The sequence below is a fragment of the Duganella sp. GW822-FHT06D06 genome, from assembly GCF_058799615.1.
The window spans coordinates 65,627-82,331 of sequence record NZ_JBXALQ010000011.1; the positions used below are offsets into that span (position 1 = coordinate 65,627).

Annotated in this window: 13 protein-coding genes and 1 tRNA gene; 10 read left to right on the top strand and 4 right to left on the bottom strand. The window is 59.4% G+C overall.

Annotated features, from left to right (window positions below; all coding sequences use genetic code 11):
• Positions 1-128: 128 nt before the first annotated feature.
• On the bottom strand, positions 129-665 hold the full coding sequence (locus tag AC1RMD_RS20000) for a GNAT family N-acetyltransferase (RefSeq protein ID WP_492928655.1): 537 nt from the start codon (positions 663-665) through the stop codon (positions 129-131).
• 136 nt (positions 666-801) lie between these two features.
• Between AC1RMD_RS20000 and AC1RMD_RS20005 the strand changes: the two genes are divergently transcribed.
• Together AC1RMD_RS20005 and AC1RMD_RS20010 are read left to right on the top strand one after the other, a co-directional pair.
• Positions 802-2,241 (top strand): M20/M25/M40 family metallo-hydrolase, encoded by a 1,440-nt coding sequence (locus AC1RMD_RS20005; RefSeq protein ID WP_492928657.1) that lies wholly within the window; start codon positions 802-804, stop codon positions 2,239-2,241.
• Between the two features lie 79 nt (positions 2,242-2,320).
• Positions 2,321-2,560, top strand: coding sequence for a hypothetical protein (locus AC1RMD_RS20010; RefSeq protein ID WP_492928659.1), 240 nt, complete (start codon positions 2,321-2,323; stop codon positions 2,558-2,560).
• An 8-nt stretch (positions 2,561-2,568) separates the two neighbouring features.
• On the opposite strand, the gene AC1RMD_RS20015 is transcribed toward AC1RMD_RS20010, so the two are convergent.
• Positions 2,569-2,970, bottom strand: a complete 402-nt coding sequence (locus AC1RMD_RS20015) for a hypothetical protein (RefSeq protein WP_492928661.1) — start codon at positions 2,968-2,970, stop codon at positions 2,569-2,571.
• An 86-nt stretch (positions 2,971-3,056) separates the two neighbouring features.
• Between AC1RMD_RS20015 and AC1RMD_RS20020 the strand changes: the two genes are divergently transcribed.
• Positions 3,057-4,316 carry a voltage-gated chloride channel family protein gene (locus tag AC1RMD_RS20020; protein WP_492928662.1) on the top strand — a complete coding sequence of 420 codons (1,260 nt, stop codon included), beginning with the start codon at positions 3,057-3,059 and terminating at the stop codon, positions 4,314-4,316.
• A gap of 7 nt (positions 4,317-4,323) precedes the next feature.
• Here AC1RMD_RS20020 and AC1RMD_RS20025 read toward each other — a convergent pair whose 3' ends face one another.
• Positions 4,324-5,976 carry a mechanosensitive ion channel family protein gene (locus AC1RMD_RS20025; protein ID WP_492928665.1) on the bottom strand — a complete coding sequence of 551 codons (1,653 nt, stop codon included), beginning with the start codon at positions 5,974-5,976 and terminating at the stop codon, positions 4,324-4,326.
• 106 nt (positions 5,977-6,082) lie between these two features.
• Between AC1RMD_RS20025 and AC1RMD_RS20030 the strand changes: the two genes are divergently transcribed.
• The 3 genes from AC1RMD_RS20030 to AC1RMD_RS20040 all read left to right on the top strand — a co-directional run bounded on the left by AC1RMD_RS20030 (position 6,083) and on the right by AC1RMD_RS20040 (position 7,500).
• A tRNA-Leu gene (locus tag AC1RMD_RS20030) sits at positions 6,083-6,167 on the top strand.
• A 7-nt stretch (positions 6,168-6,174) separates the two neighbouring features.
• Positions 6,175-6,429, top strand: a complete 255-nt coding sequence (locus AC1RMD_RS20035; RefSeq protein ID WP_492928666.1) for a hypothetical protein — start codon at positions 6,175-6,177, stop codon at positions 6,427-6,429.
• A 63-nt stretch (positions 6,430-6,492) separates the two neighbouring features.
• A complete protein-coding gene (locus AC1RMD_RS20040) occupies positions 6,493-7,500 on the top strand; it encodes a PIG-L family deacetylase (RefSeq protein WP_492928668.1) in 1,008 nt (335 codons plus the stop codon).
• Positions 7,501-7,650: 150 nt separating this feature from the next.
• Here AC1RMD_RS20040 and AC1RMD_RS20045 read toward each other — a convergent pair whose 3' ends face one another.
• Entirely contained in the window at positions 7,651-9,003 is a 1,353-nt protein-coding gene (locus AC1RMD_RS20045; RefSeq protein ID WP_492928669.1) for an IS4 family transposase, read from the bottom strand.
• Between the two features lie 326 nt (positions 9,004-9,329).
• Here AC1RMD_RS20045 and AC1RMD_RS20050 point away from each other — a divergent pair, with 326 nt between their 5' ends.
• The 4 genes from AC1RMD_RS20050 to AC1RMD_RS20065 all read left to right on the top strand — a co-directional run bounded on the left by AC1RMD_RS20050 (position 9,330) and on the right by AC1RMD_RS20065 (position 16,680).
• Entirely contained in the window at positions 9,330-10,040 is a 711-nt protein-coding gene (locus AC1RMD_RS20050) for a hypothetical protein (RefSeq protein WP_492928670.1), read from the top strand.
• 123 nt (positions 10,041-10,163) lie between these two features.
• Positions 10,164-11,240: a hypothetical protein gene (locus AC1RMD_RS20055; RefSeq protein ID WP_492928672.1), complete on the top strand. Its 1,077-nt coding sequence runs from the start codon at positions 10,164-10,166 to the stop codon at positions 11,238-11,240.
• Positions 11,241-12,432: 1,192 nt separating this feature from the next.
• Positions 12,433-13,920: a hypothetical protein gene (locus tag AC1RMD_RS20060; RefSeq protein WP_492928674.1), complete on the top strand. Its 1,488-nt coding sequence runs from the start codon at positions 12,433-12,435 to the stop codon at positions 13,918-13,920.
• Positions 13,921-13,998: 78 nt separating this feature from the next.
• Positions 13,999-16,680, top strand: a complete 2,682-nt coding sequence (locus tag AC1RMD_RS20065) for a ferritin-like domain-containing protein (protein ID WP_492928676.1) — start codon at positions 13,999-14,001, stop codon at positions 16,678-16,680.
• Positions 16,681-16,705: the final 25 nt, after the last annotated feature.

Here is a 16,705-nt window from a genome sequence, read left to right on the forward strand (position 1 = left end):
GGTATTTCCCCTTGCTGTGGCCCGGATCGGAATGATACGTTGGCCAGTGACTCCACTATATAGCCTGGAAACCAATACACCACGTCTTATACACATGCTTACAAACCGGCCACTCCGGTAATGGCTTGTTACATTTGGCCCCGGCGCGCCTCCCACTCGGGGCGCAGCAGGCTGAAAACCTGTACATCCTGGTAACGGCCATTGATGAAAAAACTCTGGCGCAGCGTACCTTCGGCGCTGAATCCGCATTTTTGCGCCACCCGTATCGAGGCCACGTTCTCCGGCGCGGTCAGTAGTTCCAGCCGGTGGAACTGGTGGACCTTGAACAGGTAATCGACCAGCATCCGGCATGCCTCGGTCACGTAACCGCGTCCGGCCAGCTTGGGCTCGAACAGGCGGTAGCCGATTTCGCGCGAGACCTGCGTGCGGCTTTTGAAGTGCGTGATGACGCCGACGATGTGATGCAGGCTGTCCTCGATGACAAACAGCTCGCTGTCGTCGCTGACGAAGCCGTTTTGCATGAACTCCTTGCGCATCGTTTCCGGCGACTTGAAGTGGGCGGAGAAGTGATCGCCGCGCGATGGCAGGTCGTTGACCAGCGCGATGAAGGTGTTCAGGTCGGCGGTCAGCAGGTGCCGCACGGTGCAGAGTGAACCCTTGAGCATAGGCGCTTCCTTCGCATGGTTGAAGGTTCATGGTAGTGCAACGGCCATAACAAATCAACATTGATGACAAGATCTCCACGATCGGTTATCGTTTAGATCGTTCTTGCAACTCACACCCCCACATCTTAGGAAACGCATGAAATCCGTCTTCAAGTCCCCGTTGTCCCTGTCCGTCCTTGCCAGCTGTCTGTTGAGCGCCGGCGCCATTGCCGCTCCGGCCAACGATCCGGCCACCCTGGCCCAGATCCGCGACAGCGCAATGAAGAGCGACTGGGCCTACGAGCGCCTGGCCGACCTGACCGATCTGATCGGGCCGCGCCTGTCCGGTTCCGCCGGCGCCGCGGCGTCGGTGGAGCAGGTGGCGGCCGCCATGCGCAAGTTGGGCGCCAAGGTCACGCTGCAGCCGGTCAAGGTGCCGCACTGGGTGCGCGGCGTGGAGACGGCGGAACTGGTTGACTACAACGGCCGTCCGGCCGGCATCACGCAGAAGATCGTGCTGACGGCGCTGGGCGGTTCGGGCGCCACGCCCGCCGCCGGCCTGACCGCGCCGGTGCTGGTGGTGCGCAGCCTGCAGGAATTGAAGGCCAAGGCGGCCCAGGTGAAGGGCAGCATCGTGCTGATGGACGTGCCGTTCGACCAGGAGCTGGCCGATCGCGGCCACGCCGGCGCGGCCTACGGCCCGGGCGCGGGCTTCCGCTATGTCGGTCCGAAGATGGCGGCGGAGCTGGGCGCGGCGGCGGCGCTGGTGCGCTCGGTCGGCGGCGCCAACTTCCGCATTCCGCACACCGGCGTGACCGGCCTGGTTGACGGCGCGCGCATTCCCGCCGCCGCCATCACCACCGAAGACGTGCTGCTGCTGGACCGCCTGCTGGCGCGCGGCCCGGTCAAGATGCACCTGACGCTGACCCCGCAAAACCTGCCGGACGCCGACAGCTTCAACGTCATCGCCGACTGGCCGGGCAGCGACAAGGCCGATGAAGTGGTGATCGTTTCGGGCCACCTCGATTCGTGGGACCTGGCCACCGGCGCGCATGACGACGGCACCGGCGTGGCCGGCGCCATGGGCGTGATCGAGACGCTGAAGAAGCTGGACCTGCATCCGCGCCGCACCATCCGCGTGATCGCCTGGATGAACGAGGAAAACGGCACCCGTGGCGGCAAGGCTTACTTCGACGCCAACAAGGACAAGCTGGATAAGCACTTCGCCGCCATCGAGTCGGACAGCGGCGGTGGTCGTCCGTTCGGCTTCATCGGCAGCGTGACGCCGCCGATGGTGAAGTACTTCGCACCGCTGAAGGATGCGCTGGCGCCGATCGGCGCCGGCAAGTTCGAGCGTCGCGACATCGCCGGCGCGGCCGATACCGGTCCGCTGGAGCGCGCGGGCGTGCCGGTGTTCGAGCCGCTGGTCGATACGTCGGCCTACTTCCATTACCACCACACGCCGGCCGACACGCTGGACAAGGTCAGCCCGCTGGAGTTGAAGCGCCATGTGGCGGTGATGACCTCGCTGACCTGGTTCCTGGCGAATATGGAGCAGCCGATCGGCCGCACCGCGCACCAGGACAGCGAAGACTGATCGGGCGGGCGCGCAGCGCATCCGTGCGCGGCGCGCCTGGCGCTTCGTGATAGTCTGTCTGCTTATCGAGGAGAGCGTCATGGACAAGATGCATTACAAGGGCTGGGAAATCGTGCCGACCGCGTTGCCGACCACCGACCGCCGCTGGACCGCCAGCTGCGACATCGAGCGAGCCGGTGCGGATGGGGTGGAGGTGTTCGAGGGCGCCACCATGCAGTTCATGCGCGACACCGAAGACGAAGCCATCGCCGCCGCCTGCGAAGAGGCGATCCGCCAGATCGACAACATCATCGCCAATCCGCTGGTGCGGCTGGCCTGAGGCGGCGTTCAGGACGGGTAGAAAATCTTTGCGGCCAGACCCAGCAGGAATAGCACGATGGTGAACTGGGTGCCGATGAGCCAACGGGCCATGAAGCGGAATTCCGACCGCAGTTCTTTGATCTGATAGGTGTGATCATCCAGGCGTCGGTCGATTTGATCGAAGCGTCGATTTGTTTCTTCCTGGCTCATGGTAAACCGCAGGTCAATATATCGTCGAAGATCGGTGATCTGGGTTGCTTGCAAGTCCAGCTTGCCCAATATGACGTCCGTCTCGACTTTTTGCCGGCGCAGTTCGGCCAATTGCGTGTCGACCAGCTTGAATCGATCATTCATGTCAGTCCTCAGCGCAGCGACCGCCGCAACGGTGCTGTCGGATACGGCCTCAAGTTTTGCGATACGCTCTTCCATAAATGTTAGACCTGTCGCGTTTGGATTTAGTTCACCCCAGGAACCCGATTGCCGCCATCTGACGAATTTGCTAGTATGCAAGTCAGATGAAATCACGCCGCTACCCAGAACAAATCGCCCTGTTGCCGTACATCGGCAAATGGACCTTTATCGCGGGCCTGATCGCGCTGCTGAGCGGGACCGCTTCGGCCTTCTTCCTGTTCGCGCTGGACCGCGCCACCGCCTGGCGCGAAGCGCACGCCTGGATCATCTGGCTGCTGCCGCTGGCCGGCTTCGCGGTCGGCTGGGTCTACCTCAAACTGGGCAGCAGCGTCGAAGCGGGCAACAACCTGCTGATCGACGAAATCCACGATCCCAAGAAAGTCGTCCCGCTGCGCATGGCGCCGCTGGTGTTGATCGGCACCGTGATCTCGCACTTGTTCGGCGCCTCGGTCGGCCGCGAAGGCACCGCCGTGCAGATGGGCGGCACGCTGGCCGACCAGCTCACCCACGTGTTCCGCCTGCGCCACGCCGAGCGCCGCATCCTGCTCATGGCCGGCATCAGCGCCGGTTTCGCTTCCGTATTCGGCACGCCGCTGGCCGGCGCCATCTTCGGACTGGAAGTGCTGGCCATCGGCCGCCTGCGCTACGACGCCATCTTCCCCTGCATGGTGGCGGCCATCGTCGCCGACCAGGTGGGCATGGCCTGGGGCGTGCATCACACCCATTACGCGATGAGCGGTGTCGTGGCGATCGGCTTCTGGAGTATGGCCGCCGTGCTGGCCGCAGGCATCGTGTTCGGCCTGACCGGCATGCTGTTCGCCAAATCCACGCACGCCGCATCTGCCTTCATGAAGCGCCATGTGGCGTATGCACCGTTGCGTCCAATGATCGGCGGCGCGCTGGTGGCGCTGGCCGTGTGGCTGGTTGGCACGCGCTACATCGGCCTCGGTATTCCGGTGATGGTCGAGGCGTTCCAGCAGCCGTTGGCGCCGTGGGACTTCTTCGGCAAGTTCGTGTTCACCGTGGCCTCGCTGGGCAGCGGCTTCAAAGGCGGCGAGGTGACGCCGCTGTTCTACATCGGCGCGACGCTGGGCAATGCGCTGGCGCCGTTGCTGCATCTGCCGTTCGCCATGCTGGCGGGGATAGGCTTCGTCGCGGTGTTCGCGGGCGCGGCCAACACGCCGCTGGCGTCGACCATCATGGCGATCGAATTATTCGGTCCGCAGATCGGGCCTTATGCGGCGCTGGCATGCGTGGTGGCGTACCTGTTCTCCGGCCACACCGGTATCTACCGCGCACAGAAGGTCGGCACCCTCAAGCACCGCTTGCCGCCGGTGGCGCGCGACCGCGAGCCGCCGGCCTAGATTCCGCCTACTGCTGCTGCTCCCGCGTCAGGTCGATAGGCGGGACGGCGGGTGCCGGATGCCAGTTCTCTTTCGGGATCACGTGCGGCGTGGCCGGCTCCTGGGTGAAGTGCGGCGATGTGATCGCCACGCCGTATTCATTGAATACGTCCATGATCTGCTGATGCAACTGGTTCAGGACCTCGGCGCGACGGCGTGGCGTTTCCACTGTCGCGTAAGCCACCAGCCGGTACTCCGGATAAAAATCCGATAGCCCGATCTGCATCACGTAGGGCTTGGGCGTGGCGGCGATGTCCTCAATCCTGGCGGCCGCCAATTCCAGCATCGCGTGCACCTGGCGCCACGGCGTGTCGTAGCCGATGGTGACGGTGGTGTCGAGCACAAAGCCGGTGCCGGCGTGCGCACGCGAGTAGTTCTTGGTGGTGTTGGACAGCACCCACGCGTTGGGCATGGTGATCTCCTCACCGAGGCCGGTGCGCAGGCGCGTTTCGAACATGCCCAGTTCGACCACCGTGCCTTCCGACTCGCCGATGCGCACGTATTCGCCTTTGCGCAGCGAGCGCGCGTACATCAGGATCAAGCCACTGGCGCCCTGGCCGACGATGCTGGATGCGCCGATCGACACCATCAAACCCACCAACACGGACACGCCCTGGAACGCCGCCGTGTGCGCGCCGGGCAGGTAAGGGTAGGCCATCGCCAGCGCGAACAGCCAGATCACCACGTTCAGGATGCGGCGCGTGGGCGTGGCGGTGTCGCGATCGAGCCAGGCGATTTGCAGTTCGCCGCTTTCCACTCGCTGGAAAACCGAGCCGGCGGTCAGCATCACCAGCCGCGCGATGGCGGCGATGACGGCCACCAGCACCAGGCCAGGCAGCGCTTCAATGATGCCCTGGGCGACGCTGGCGGCAACGTCGATCAGATAGTCCTGCAGGCGCTCGCCCCAGCTGCGCGAGTAGGGGATTTTACCCATCACGAAGGCCAGCCACAGATAGGTCGCCATCAAGCGCAGGCCCCAGATCAGCAGGTTGACCAGTTGGCGCATGAAGGCCACGTAATGTTCGGCGTCGAGGATGCGCACGTTCTTGAGTTTGACCTGGCCGAGGCGGCGACTGATGGCCTGGGTCGAGCGCTTGCCCACCCAGCGGTGCATCAGGCGCAGGCCGTGCAGAATCAGGGCGTATGCAAGCGAGGCAGCGGCGCACAGGGCCGCCGCGATCAGCAGGTAGCGGGGGCTGGCTTGCTCGCGGCGTTCCAGCAGGGCCTTGCCGAGGGTCGCCGCGCTTTCGCTGGCGACGCTGTCGGTGGTATCGCCGGCCAGCGGGTTGATGTCGGCCGGCGTGACCAGTAACAGCAGGGCGCCGTCCAGCATCACCTGCGTGCCTTCGGCGATCGGACGGGTGCCGGGTTGTTGAGCACCATTGCGGGCCAGCGCGGTGTCCAGGCGCTTGCGCGCGCCCTCGGCGCGTTCCTCCGGCGGATAGCCGGTCAGCACGGAGCGGAACACGAAGATGGTGCGGTTGGCGAAGACCAGTTTGGCCGGTGCCGGCACGGTGGCCTGCGTGGCTGGTTGCGGGACGGGGAGGGTGTCGGCAGCGGTCGCGAAGCAGTGGAGCATCATCAACAGCGTCGCAACGAGCAGGCGGCGTAAAACGGTCATGGCTATCCTTGGGACGTAGATATTAGCAATGATGCCATGTTATCGGATCTGACAGTTGCCGGTATGGCAGTTATGCCCGGTTCGTGGCATAATCACGGGCTCTGTCGCTCCGATGGTGAAATTGGTAGACACTGGAGACTTAAAATCTCCCGCCGCAAGGCGTGCCGGTTCGATTCCGGCTCGGAGCACCAATAAAACATGCGGGTTTCAGCTATTCAAGCTGGTACCGGTCTTTTCCGCAAAACGACATTTGTTGCCGCCGCGACCCGCGCGGTCGAATGTACCCCTCAGCATGCGGTCATCCGTTCACCCTTGTCGTTGCATACCAGGATGATGCCGGCCATGTTGCGCTTGCTGTTCCTTTCGCCCTTCGGCGCCAGTCATCGCCACCTGCATGCGTCGGCCCTCAGTCTCTCGGCGGTTCCTGCCATTTTTGATTTCCTGAACGGGTAAATTTCATTATTAAATTTAAAATAATTGAATTACAATAGTTATTCATTAATAATGGAGGTCCAGATGGTTAAAATGGTTAAAATTTGCGCCGCACTTGGCATGATTTTTTCGTTAAATGCTAGCGCCGCAGTGTTCGTCGTTGCTCATCCAGATGATGACATCCTGACGATGGGACCCAACTTAATAAACGACATCAGAAACAATTCTCCGACGGTTATTATTGTGGTTACGGCAGGCGATGGCGGCAACGGTGAACTGGCAAGCGCTGGTAACACAGCGAGGTCCACTGGGTACAATTTAGGACTTGCGGGAGAATCATATTACCGTGTACGTCTTTTGGCTCGCCAAGCCGCGCTCAATACATGGATACCAGCACAATACACGGAGAGGACTTGGGCGCTGACCGAATCCTATTTCGGCTCTGATACGCCGAGGGTGGAACGTGCAGCAATGGGCAACGTAATAGAATACCGGCTAAATCTTCCTGATAAATTTGAAGGAAATAATCTAACCGTTATGCAGAATATTAATAGTACTCCTGGCTACACGGCCAAGGATGTGCGCAGTTTCAACACCTATTCATCGAGTGCTCTCAAACGTGTCATTCGGCAAATTATTAAATCAAATTTTCCCGCTGTAGGTAATCTAGTTATTAATTATCAGGAACCGGTAGGGCATGACATCGATCATATAGATCACACCGCAGTGGGCGCGCTTGTGAAGCAGGCTATTAACGAAGTGCCAGCATATAAATGCATGTGGCAAGCCGTCTATCCTGGATATCCGGAAGGTGGTATTGCAGTAAATAATCCCCAGTTCCTTGCTGCGCAAAGAACTGGATACGCTGCATTGCACCGCGTTTTATCTAACATGGGAAATATAACCCGAGTGTATGGGGGGCGTATAGACGGTGAAACCGAACGTTTCGACATTGTTCCACGTATTAGTTCTGATGATCCGGGCTTTGAACGTCAGAAAGGCGCATGGGATGTATTCCATACTTCTTTTTTTGGGAAGCAAGATTTCTATGCCATCGCCTCTACCGGAGCGTGTAATTTGGCAGCAAATTAATCAACTTTGATAACAACGCTGGGGCAGTTTTATAGTCTTGTCGTAACCAAGTCAAGCTGAGAGCTGTTCCAGATAATGCAAACGACAAAAGTAGCCGGGTGCGTTGATGTGGATTGATATTTTCCTCGTGACATACGTAGACCCACCTCGTTATACACAAGTCTTGGCGTTGGCTCGATCCCGTAATTTCCCCATCGTTTTTGCTGCAACGTAGATCTCTTTCATGCCGAGCCAAATCGTCTTGACACCGGGTTCGCCGTCGCTTTTCCGGCCGAGGAATCCGCCCAGCCGGGCAACTAGGCGCAGCACATTGTTGAGCCTAGGCTCATCCGGCGCATCCTGATCATTCAACAGGTAGGCACTATGAATCTCATCCGGATCGAAGAACAGCGCAGCGTTGAGGTCGGGACAGGTTCGGCCGCTGCGCATCAGGTATGCAATTCGCCAGGCGACGACCATGAACAAGGCCAGTGCACGTTCGAGTTTGTCAATCGAACCCAGTTGCAGCGCCTCGACTCGGCAGGCGTTTTTCAGCACGTCAAACAGGATTTCAATTTCCCAGCGCGCCCGATACCAATCGATCAAGGCAACGGCGTCGCTGGCGTTGTCGACCGTACGGTTCGTCAACAAACGCCATTCGACCGGCGTGGTTCCCGGCGGCGTATCGATTTCGCGCGCGACGACGCAAGTGACTGTCACCGTCGCGCCTTTTTTTCCCGTCGGCAGTTCGATGCTGCGTGCCCACAGTTGCTGGCGCACAGGGCGCGCTTTTGTGTCTTTACGCGCCGGCATCTGGAAACTGATCTCGCCCAGCGGCGCGCCTTCGGTGGTGTGCGCCCACAGCTTGTCACCTTCGGCCAAGCAGCGGTTGTGCTTAGCGCGCACCAGCCAGTCCGCAGGCGTGCCCAGCTCTTGAGCTCGGGCCATCAACGGCATCAGGTCGGCCTCGCGGTCGGCCACGTACACCAGGCGCGTGCCGAGCATGTCAAGCGCCATCTCTGCAATGCGTTCGTATCCCTCGATCCAACGCAGGCTCTCCTTTGGACCGCCGCGATGACCAGCGCTGTCCTTCACCGTGCGCGCCCACATCCAGGCGTTCAGCACGCCCAGCGGTTCGCGTTCAGGTGTCACGGCATATGTCGGGTGCACGTACATGCCGCGCTGAGGCTCGTAACTGAGCGGACCCAAGCCCTTTGTCTCTTGGCCATTGAAGTCCAGTTCCGTCGTGTCTTCCAAACACAAAATGACAGGATAGGCCGCCATGCGCGCTTGCGTTTGTTGCCAGTGCGGCGCCATCAAGGCGCGCCAATCGATACTGTCGTTGTCGAAGAAGCGATACGCCGCCACCGTTTCGCTCCAGCCCAGACTGGCCTTCGGTATGCTCGCCATCGGATCGGCCGCAAATCGTTCCATCAGTATTCTCGCTCGCTTGTTCAGGCGCCCATCGCCCAAGTCCAGCTGGTTAAATTCCGTTGCTGCCCAGTGCGTCGATGCGGTCGCCAATTGATGTATCCAAAAGACGAGAGTAAACGCGAAAACGGCCAAGTTTACAAGGGCCGCCGCAACTCATTGAATGTAAAAGGTTTTTTCGGCAGCGTCCCCGACGGCCCGGAGTTGTGTATAACGAGGTGCGTCTAGACGCTGATCCGTGCCCCAGTCATGATCGAATTTTGGCACAGTATTTGTGCCCACCAATTCAGACTATGAACACAAATTTTTATCCGGTCATTTAACACGTTCGCAAAGACTCTCCGCGGCGGTGACATTTCAAGAGTTTTCGCCTTGAAACGACATCTATAATTGTTTCTTCCCGTTCTAGCGAGGTAGGTATGCCTTTTGACTGCTCGACACCGCCAACCGTTAACAAGGGCGATGTTATTTATGGACTCAAAACCCCTCGATTCAAGATTCGAAACCGCGAGCCGTTTAAGAATAAAGCGTTCATCATCGACGAATTGTACGTTTTGAAAGACGAACTCGTTATTGAAAAAGTGCCACGTCCTGCGGACCGTGCGTCGTTTCTAGCTTACTTGGAAGCGCATAAGAAATATCGTACGGCAGTAGGCGGCGAAGGTAACGAGGCCGCGCGGCGCAAGTGCAAAGGCGGGGTAGGATGGGCTATTTCAACCCAGCGCCAGGTCCATTTCTTGTTGGACGAATTGGACATCTATGCCGTGATCGGCAAAACTATACCCGGCAGCGCCTTTTCAGGACAAGCCGCTGTTACCGAAGACCCAGAAGACCGGGCCATCACCGGCGCTGAGTTACGGTGGGTGTATCGAAATCGATACCTGCCTGAGATTCAAAAGGGCGTTCAGTTCTATATTAAGGGGGAAGCGTGCCAGGCACCCTGGCTGGCGGATGTCGTCATATATGACGTGACGTTCCGGAAGGACGCTTGGCTCGGCTACGTCCCCAAAGAGGAGCCGCGTCCCGCATCGACCGAGCGTCAGCATCCCGCATCGATGGGCATCACCGAGCCTATTCATCCATCGACCTATCGCGCGGAAGATATCCACCCAGCCGCGATCAATCCATAGTCATCAATCGATGTATGAAGGGCACATAAGCGAACAGTCCTTGATTACTTGGACGCTTATGTGTCAACCCACCTGGCCAAGTTTGAAGGCGTGCGTCACCGAAGAATCCGAGAGAACCGGGACATGAAGAAGAAACTTATCGCGGCGGTTTGGTCCGTCGACACGAAGTACATCCAGGACATCCCGCTCGCGAGCCGCATGATCGAGTTGACGGAAGCCGTCGGCAAGGCGGACGAAGCGGTCATGCGGAAAGCGAGGGAAACCGGGGGGTCGCTCGGCGACACGCCGCTGGGCGTGTTCGTGGCGCCGGAATACATGTTCGCGCATCCGATCGGCGGCAGGGATCACAACACCGGTGACAGGCGGCATATCAACGAAGCCGAGAAAAGCACCCTCCTGGTCCAGTTGACGGCACTCAGCACCGCCTATCCCAGGCTGCTGCTGATACCGGGTACGATCGCCTGGAGGAAGACGTTCGACAGGGTCGGGGCCAAGCAGACCAGCACCAAGACGGGCATGCCGAAACTCGTATCGCGCCAGGACAAGGCCATCGCGGCGCTGGGAACATATGCGACCGATATGCGGTTGACGATGCACCACCGGCTGGCCGGGCGGCGCACATCCCTGGGCGGGACCGCATACGACGCGCCGACGACCACGGAAAAAGTGGCCGAGGTCAGGGCGGCCGCTGCCACCTACATGGCAAGGAATACCGCCTACGTTCTGTTGAACGGCGCTGTCGTCCTGAAATATAACAAACGCGGCGATTATCACGAAGTCGTGCAGGCCGACCATGCCACGATCCATATTCCCGGCTCCCAGATGGGGCGATTCCAGGTCCAGCCCGTGCAATCGGTGCCGCAGCCCGGCGTCCGGCCGCCGCGACCGATCACGTTCGGACTCGAAATCTGCCTCGATCACGCATACGGAACTGCAAGGCGGGATCTTGCGGCGCACCCCGGGGGGGAAGTGGACCTCCATATCGTGAGTTCCGCGTTGGTGAGCATCGACAATGAACGGCTGGTCTGCAAACCGGGCGGGTACCTGATTCATGCCTGCTCGCACCTGCCGTGGTCGAAGGTGATGCGCAAGAACGGCGGCGTCAAGGGATTCTTCAAAGGCTTTTCAACACCCGACGCCAAGATCGCGACCGTTGGCCGGGGCACGTTGCTGACCTGGGAAATCGAGCTCGACCTGTAGTAGCCGGCGCGCCGGCGAAAAAAAGGCTGTGTTCGCGTTAGTTAAGCAGTGGACGAAACATCACCTAAGCTTGTCGTACCGCAGCACATAGCCAATCCACTGGTGTAGGTAGCATGCAGGCGTCCAGTAACCGTTGCCAGCCCGAGTAATTCACCAAGATAAGCGGTCGGCACCAGGTTGTCTCGCTGCCGAACTGAGCCAAGAATAACTTTCAAGGCCGAGCATGTGTGCATAGAGAAAATGGCCTTTAGCTGATGCAGGTAAACGTCATGCGAGACCGCATCTAATCGTAGCGATGGCTACGTGACAGCGAACGAACCCTGACCGGGGCTGCTTTGGCGAAAGCGCCAGCTCAGTAACCTGCGCGAACACTACGAGGAAAATAGTCATGGCAATTGCTACCAGATATCAGGTAGAACTTGACGGCCAGCCCGTTCGCTTCTTCATCACGGGGACGACATACGGAACCGCAAAGAGGGTTTAGGGCGGGGCGTCGGTTTTACGCAAAATTTACGCATCCGGTTTCCAAGTCATTGAAAATACAGGAAGTTCGATTCCGGCTCGGGCACCATTACCTCATCCGCCGACGTACACGCACGTTGCGGTTTTTCTCCTTCTTACAGGAGAAATTTCAAATCTGAGTCCACCCCAAGCCGCTGATGTCTGTTGACAGCCCGCAGTTTTGGAGGTATCTCCTCGCGAACGCCACGACCCTGTCATAAGACCCCTCTAACCCCAATTCCTTTAAGTCCTCATGAATCTGTTTTAGCGTCGTGCTCAACGGCCATCAAAGGTGGAAAGTTTCGACGCTGCCAGACACAAAGTGATTTGCTTGAAAATGTTTGCAAAAAGTGACTATTGGATAGTTTTTCCTAAAAAACGAAACGTAGAATGGGCCACGAACTTTCAATTAAAGCAACTTCCAATTCAGCAGTTAGCAGCCTCTACCCGTACTGTTTCTCATCAAGCCCGTTCACTTTTCAAGGAAGTGCAGCCATGATCGAAAATAGCAAACCAGGCGCAATCCCCCCCGATGCTCTCAAGCCCGCTGATCCAACCGACCATCGATGACCCGTGGCTGGCGGTACCGGCCTCAGCCTGCTCGAGGCGGCGTATCCCCAACACCAATACCTATTGATCGACAACTGCGAATACCCGCACATCTGCTCGGCCGAAAACAAAGGGCATTGATATGAACGCACGCACCTTCATCACCGCACGAACCTGGCTGCGCTTGCTGTGGATGGGCGCAGCTGCCTGCCTGGCCGCGCCCGCATGGGCTGCCGACCCCGCCGCAGTGCCCAGGCAAATCGCCTGCAACGGCACCTTCAGTTCGGGCGCCGCCGTCAATGCGGCTAACCCGGTCAACCTGGCCGATGTGCCTGGCGACCAGAGTTTTTGCGACTTCCACACCTTTGCCTGGAACCAGTTCCTCTACCTGACGCGGGCCGGGGCGCCGGGCGCGCCGCTTCCGGTCATGCAGATGGCGCCGTGGTACAACGTGCTGGGCCAGGCCAAGCCGACCGCCTATCCCGGCGGTGACACCGCGCTGCGCGCCGGCATGCTGGGTAAAGGGCAGGCCGGGACCAACGCCCAGCTGAAGGATGTGCAGAACGCCGTGGTGCTGTACGACATTCGCTTCAGCCGGGCGATGTATGACGCCATCGTCCAAGCGGGTATGAATACCAAGGCGGGCTATGACCGTGCCTGCGCCGCTGACCCGAAGTCCGGCAACTGCACCAAGCCGGTCTGGATGCCGCCGGTGGACACCAAGTCACCTGGCATGTCAGGCGCGATGGAAGTGAAGACCGCGTGGCGCGACTTTGGCGCGCCGGCCGCCTGTCCAGCCGATACCTTCTATTGCGACGGACGCTTCGGCCTGGTCGGCCTGCATATCGCGCAGAAAACCGTCACGCATGGCGAATGGGTGTGGGCCTCGTTCGAGCATGTCGCCAACACGCCGGACTGCACGCCTGACGGCGACTCGCCGATCACCCCGCTGTCGCCCATCGGCAAAACGCCATGGTCGTTCTTTGCGCCGCAAACGGCCGGATCGGACGTGATGAACAAGCGGACTTGCTCGGTTGTCGCCGGCGGTCCACCCCAATGCAATACCGATCCCCTGGTATCGAAAGGCGTCTACAAGCAGGTCAATATCTGTCGCACTGCGGTGCTGCCGCCGGGCGGCGCGAATGCGAAGAACTGCGCCGTGCCGGCCAATCCCAATCAGGACACGGCGAACAACGAGGGCAACGTGGCTTGCCTGAACGCGACCTTCCAGCCCAAGCTGGTGGGCGTCTGGAAGAACTACAAGATGATCGGGTCGCTGTGGATATTGCACACCACCGGCCCAACCGAGCAGTTCCGCGTGCAAGGCTTCCAGACGCTGGTGAAGGGCCTGCGCGTGGGCATCCCGGCCGGCTTCCCCCACCTTGCCAACACCACCATGGAGACCTGGTTGCAGCCGGGATCGACGTATTACGATCCCTTCGTTACCAACGCCAAGCAGGCCGGTTGCTTCCTGTGCCACAACCTGCCATCGGGCAGCAACATCGCGGACCTGAGTCATTTCCCCCGCAAGCTTCCAACCGCCATGCTCAATAAGTTCTTGCAATCGCTGGTGCCGTCGAATTCGTCGAAGCCGGTCGATGCCGATGCCATCAAGCCGATCGAGCCGTGAATCGACGGGGCCGCGCGCGCACTGAGACGCTGTCGGCAATCCATGTACTGCAACAGTCCAAACACCACAGGAGACGCAATGAGTTACCTTAACCTACCTCGTTTAGTGTTTGCCGGCCAGTTTCAGGCGGACGTCTCGACGATCAATAATGACCCGGAACACTTCAACACCGCACGTTTCCGTTCCAACTATCAGTTGCCAGGCCCCGGCGCCAGCAATGGCTGGTGGAATCCGAATGGCACCGGTTCATGGCGGTTCCGTAATTGCATGGTCACCAGCGTTGAATATCGCGATGGCAGCACCTGTTCCGATCCGAATCTTGATCCGGTCATAGGCTTGCCGATCAATGGTTCCGATCATCGGGTAGCGGGTAAGCTGGTCGATCTTGATAGCGAGCAGCAGATGGTGTCGGAAATCTGGGGTTTCTCCATCAACTTGGGTAGCGAAGCGGCAGGGATGGGTTTTCAAAGTCATTTTGCGGTCGCGCCATTTGCCGACATCTGGGTCTGTTATCCCGCAGGTCAGCCAGATTCCTTCTTCAGCGCCTACTATCAGTCGGTGCTGGATCAGGTCAAGCTGATCGGGCAGGGCGGTTCGCGCTTTCTGAACGAGTTGCTGGGTGGGACGCCAGCGCCTGACGATTTCAGCATCAAGTTCAATGTCGATGGCTTTGACGACGACATGGGCAGCGACGATTTCACGTTTGGGCGGGTGGTCGGCAGCATAGGTCTGCGTCAGCCGGGTGAGCCCCGTCATTTTGTGCCTGGTCGCCGCCTGTCGGCAGTGCCCGGGCAGACCGCCAACGATGCGACCGGCCAGATCGTCGGCAATGTGCTGACGCTGGACCTGGGCAACAGCTTGCCAACCCAGTCTGTCGGTGGGCCGCGCGCCAATTCCGGCAGCCTGACTGTCGCGCTGTTACCCAATGACGGCAGTGCGCCGCAGCTGCTGGGCGCCGTCCATTATCAAACACCGGACTGGTACGAAAACACCGCCGGCATCGTTACGATCAAGCTGACCGACGCGCAGCTCGCCGCCGCCAGCCAGACCCCGTTGGGACTGATACAAAACGGTACCCAACCTTTGCTGGCGGAAAGCGCGAACGGGCAATGGGTACGATCCGACGAGTTTGTCTTCAGGTTCAATCCGCCGGAAAGCAAAACGGTCAAATTTTATGCAAGCAGCTTTGGGCAGCCGTTGGCCAACGCGCAAATCAGCCTGACTTACGATATCACGCCGATGGCGGGCCAGGTCAAGCAGGGGCTGGTCTCGGGACCGGCAGTCGTGGGGCTGCCCAAGAGCGCGCTGAGTTTTGCCACCAGCATCAACACAGGCAGCGATGGGGTGGCTGAACTGAACCTGCGTTCCAGCGATCCCGGCAACCCACGCGGCTATATCGATGGCCAGGTGTATGGTGTTACGTATCAGCTGGGTAACACGCCACCGCCGATAGGCAGCGTGCCCAATGGTGCGTTCAGCCTGAATGTACTGGTCTTCAGTGGCTACACGATTCCCGACAAGCCTGACTGGATTTCCGATGTCCGCCCCATCTTCCAGCAATATGCCGATCTGTATCCGATCATGCATAAGATCGTCGACCTGTCCAACTACGCCAGCCTGACGAACAAGATCTTTGCGCTCAAAAATGTGTTCAAGGCGCCGGTTTCCGATCCCAACTACATGCCGGTGACGCGTGACCTGTCGACCAAAAAGCGCGAGATGTTGATGAAGTGGCTCGATGCCCCGCTGTATATGCAGCTGGAGTCCGTCATCGATCTGCACCGGGCCCTGCAACAGGCGATCGAGCTTGAACACGCAACGATACCGCCATACCTGACTGCGCTCTACAGCATCAAGCCGAACGCCAATATTGAGGTCGCGAAGCTGATCCGTAGTGTGGTCATGGAGGAAATGCTGCACATGGCCCTGATGGCGAACTTGATGATATCCCTGGGCGGCAAGCCGAGCTTCAACCACGCCAAATTCGTGCCGGTCTATCCTGGTTCCTTGCCCGGCGGATTGCGGGCGGATTTGAACGTGCGCCTGCGCAAATGTTCTATCGATCAGTTGCGCGCCTTCATGTCGATTGAAGAGCCGGAAAAAACCGTCGAACCGGTCCACTACCGCGCCAAGCCGGGCGACCCGGTCGATACATCGAAGTACACCATAGGCTGGTTCTATGACGAAATCAAACTGGCGTTGACCGATTTGAGCCGTGCCGGTGAAATCAGTTTCGGCCATGCCGAGCAGCAGGTCACCGAGTGGCATGGCACCGGCAAGCTGTTTGCGATTACTTCGCTGGCCGACGCCTGCCGTGCCATCGACGAAATCAAGCGTCAGGGCGAAGGGGCGGGCGCACTCCATCCGGGGGATGGCGATGGCGAACTGTCCCACTATTACAAGTATGCCGAAGTCGTCAATGGCCATCGCCTGGTCAAGAGCGAGCATGGCTATGCCTATAGCGGAGAGAAAATCCCGTTCGACATCGATGGCGTCTGGCCCATGATGGACGACCCGAACGTCGTTGTTTACCCCGATGGTTCGCGCGCCCGTATCTTGCAGGAGCAATTTGCCGGCACCTATCAAGCCTTGCTGAATGGCTTGCACATCGCCTTCAACGGGGAACCAGAAAAGCTGGGGCAGGCGGTGGGGCTGATGTTCTCGCTGCAATTGGCGGCACAGCAATTGATGGAAACGCCGTCCGGCCTGGATGATGGCACGACGGCCGGACCCAGCTTCCAACTGCCTTTCCCTTATTAACCGGCAATGATTGCCGGACGAGACT

Coding starts and splice junctions, on each gene's coding strand:
- AC1RMD_RS20005 (WP_492928657.1), top strand. CDS start 802: ATGAAATCCGTCTTCAAGTCCCCGTTGTCCCTGTCCGTCCTTGCCAGC.
- AC1RMD_RS20000 (WP_492928655.1), bottom strand. CDS start 665: ATGCTCAAGGGTTCACTCTGCACCGTGCGGCACCTGCTGACCGCCGAC.
- AC1RMD_RS20025 (WP_492928665.1), bottom strand. CDS start 5,976: ATGACCGTTTTACGCCGCCTGCTCGTTGCGACGCTGTTGATGATGCTC.
- AC1RMD_RS20055 (WP_492928672.1), top strand. CDS start 10,164: ATGAAGAAGAAACTTATCGCGGCGGTTTGGTCCGTCGACACGAAGTAC.
- AC1RMD_RS20050 (WP_492928670.1), top strand. CDS start 9,330: ATGCCTTTTGACTGCTCGACACCGCCAACCGTTAACAAGGGCGATGTT.
- AC1RMD_RS20060 (WP_492928674.1), top strand. CDS start 12,433: ATGAACGCACGCACCTTCATCACCGCACGAACCTGGCTGCGCTTGCTG.
- AC1RMD_RS20020 (WP_492928662.1), top strand. CDS start 3,057: ATGAAATCACGCCGCTACCCAGAACAAATCGCCCTGTTGCCGTACATC.
- AC1RMD_RS20065 (WP_492928676.1), top strand. CDS start 13,999: ATGAGTTACCTTAACCTACCTCGTTTAGTGTTTGCCGGCCAGTTTCAG.
- AC1RMD_RS20035 (WP_492928666.1), top strand. CDS start 6,175: ATGCGGGTTTCAGCTATTCAAGCTGGTACCGGTCTTTTCCGCAAAACG.
- AC1RMD_RS20015 (WP_492928661.1), bottom strand. CDS start 2,970: ATGGAAGAGCGTATCGCAAAACTTGAGGCCGTATCCGACAGCACCGTT.
- AC1RMD_RS20040 (WP_492928668.1), top strand. CDS start 6,493: ATGGTTAAAATGGTTAAAATTTGCGCCGCACTTGGCATGATTTTTTCG.
- AC1RMD_RS20010 (WP_492928659.1), top strand. CDS start 2,321: ATGGACAAGATGCATTACAAGGGCTGGGAAATCGTGCCGACCGCGTTG.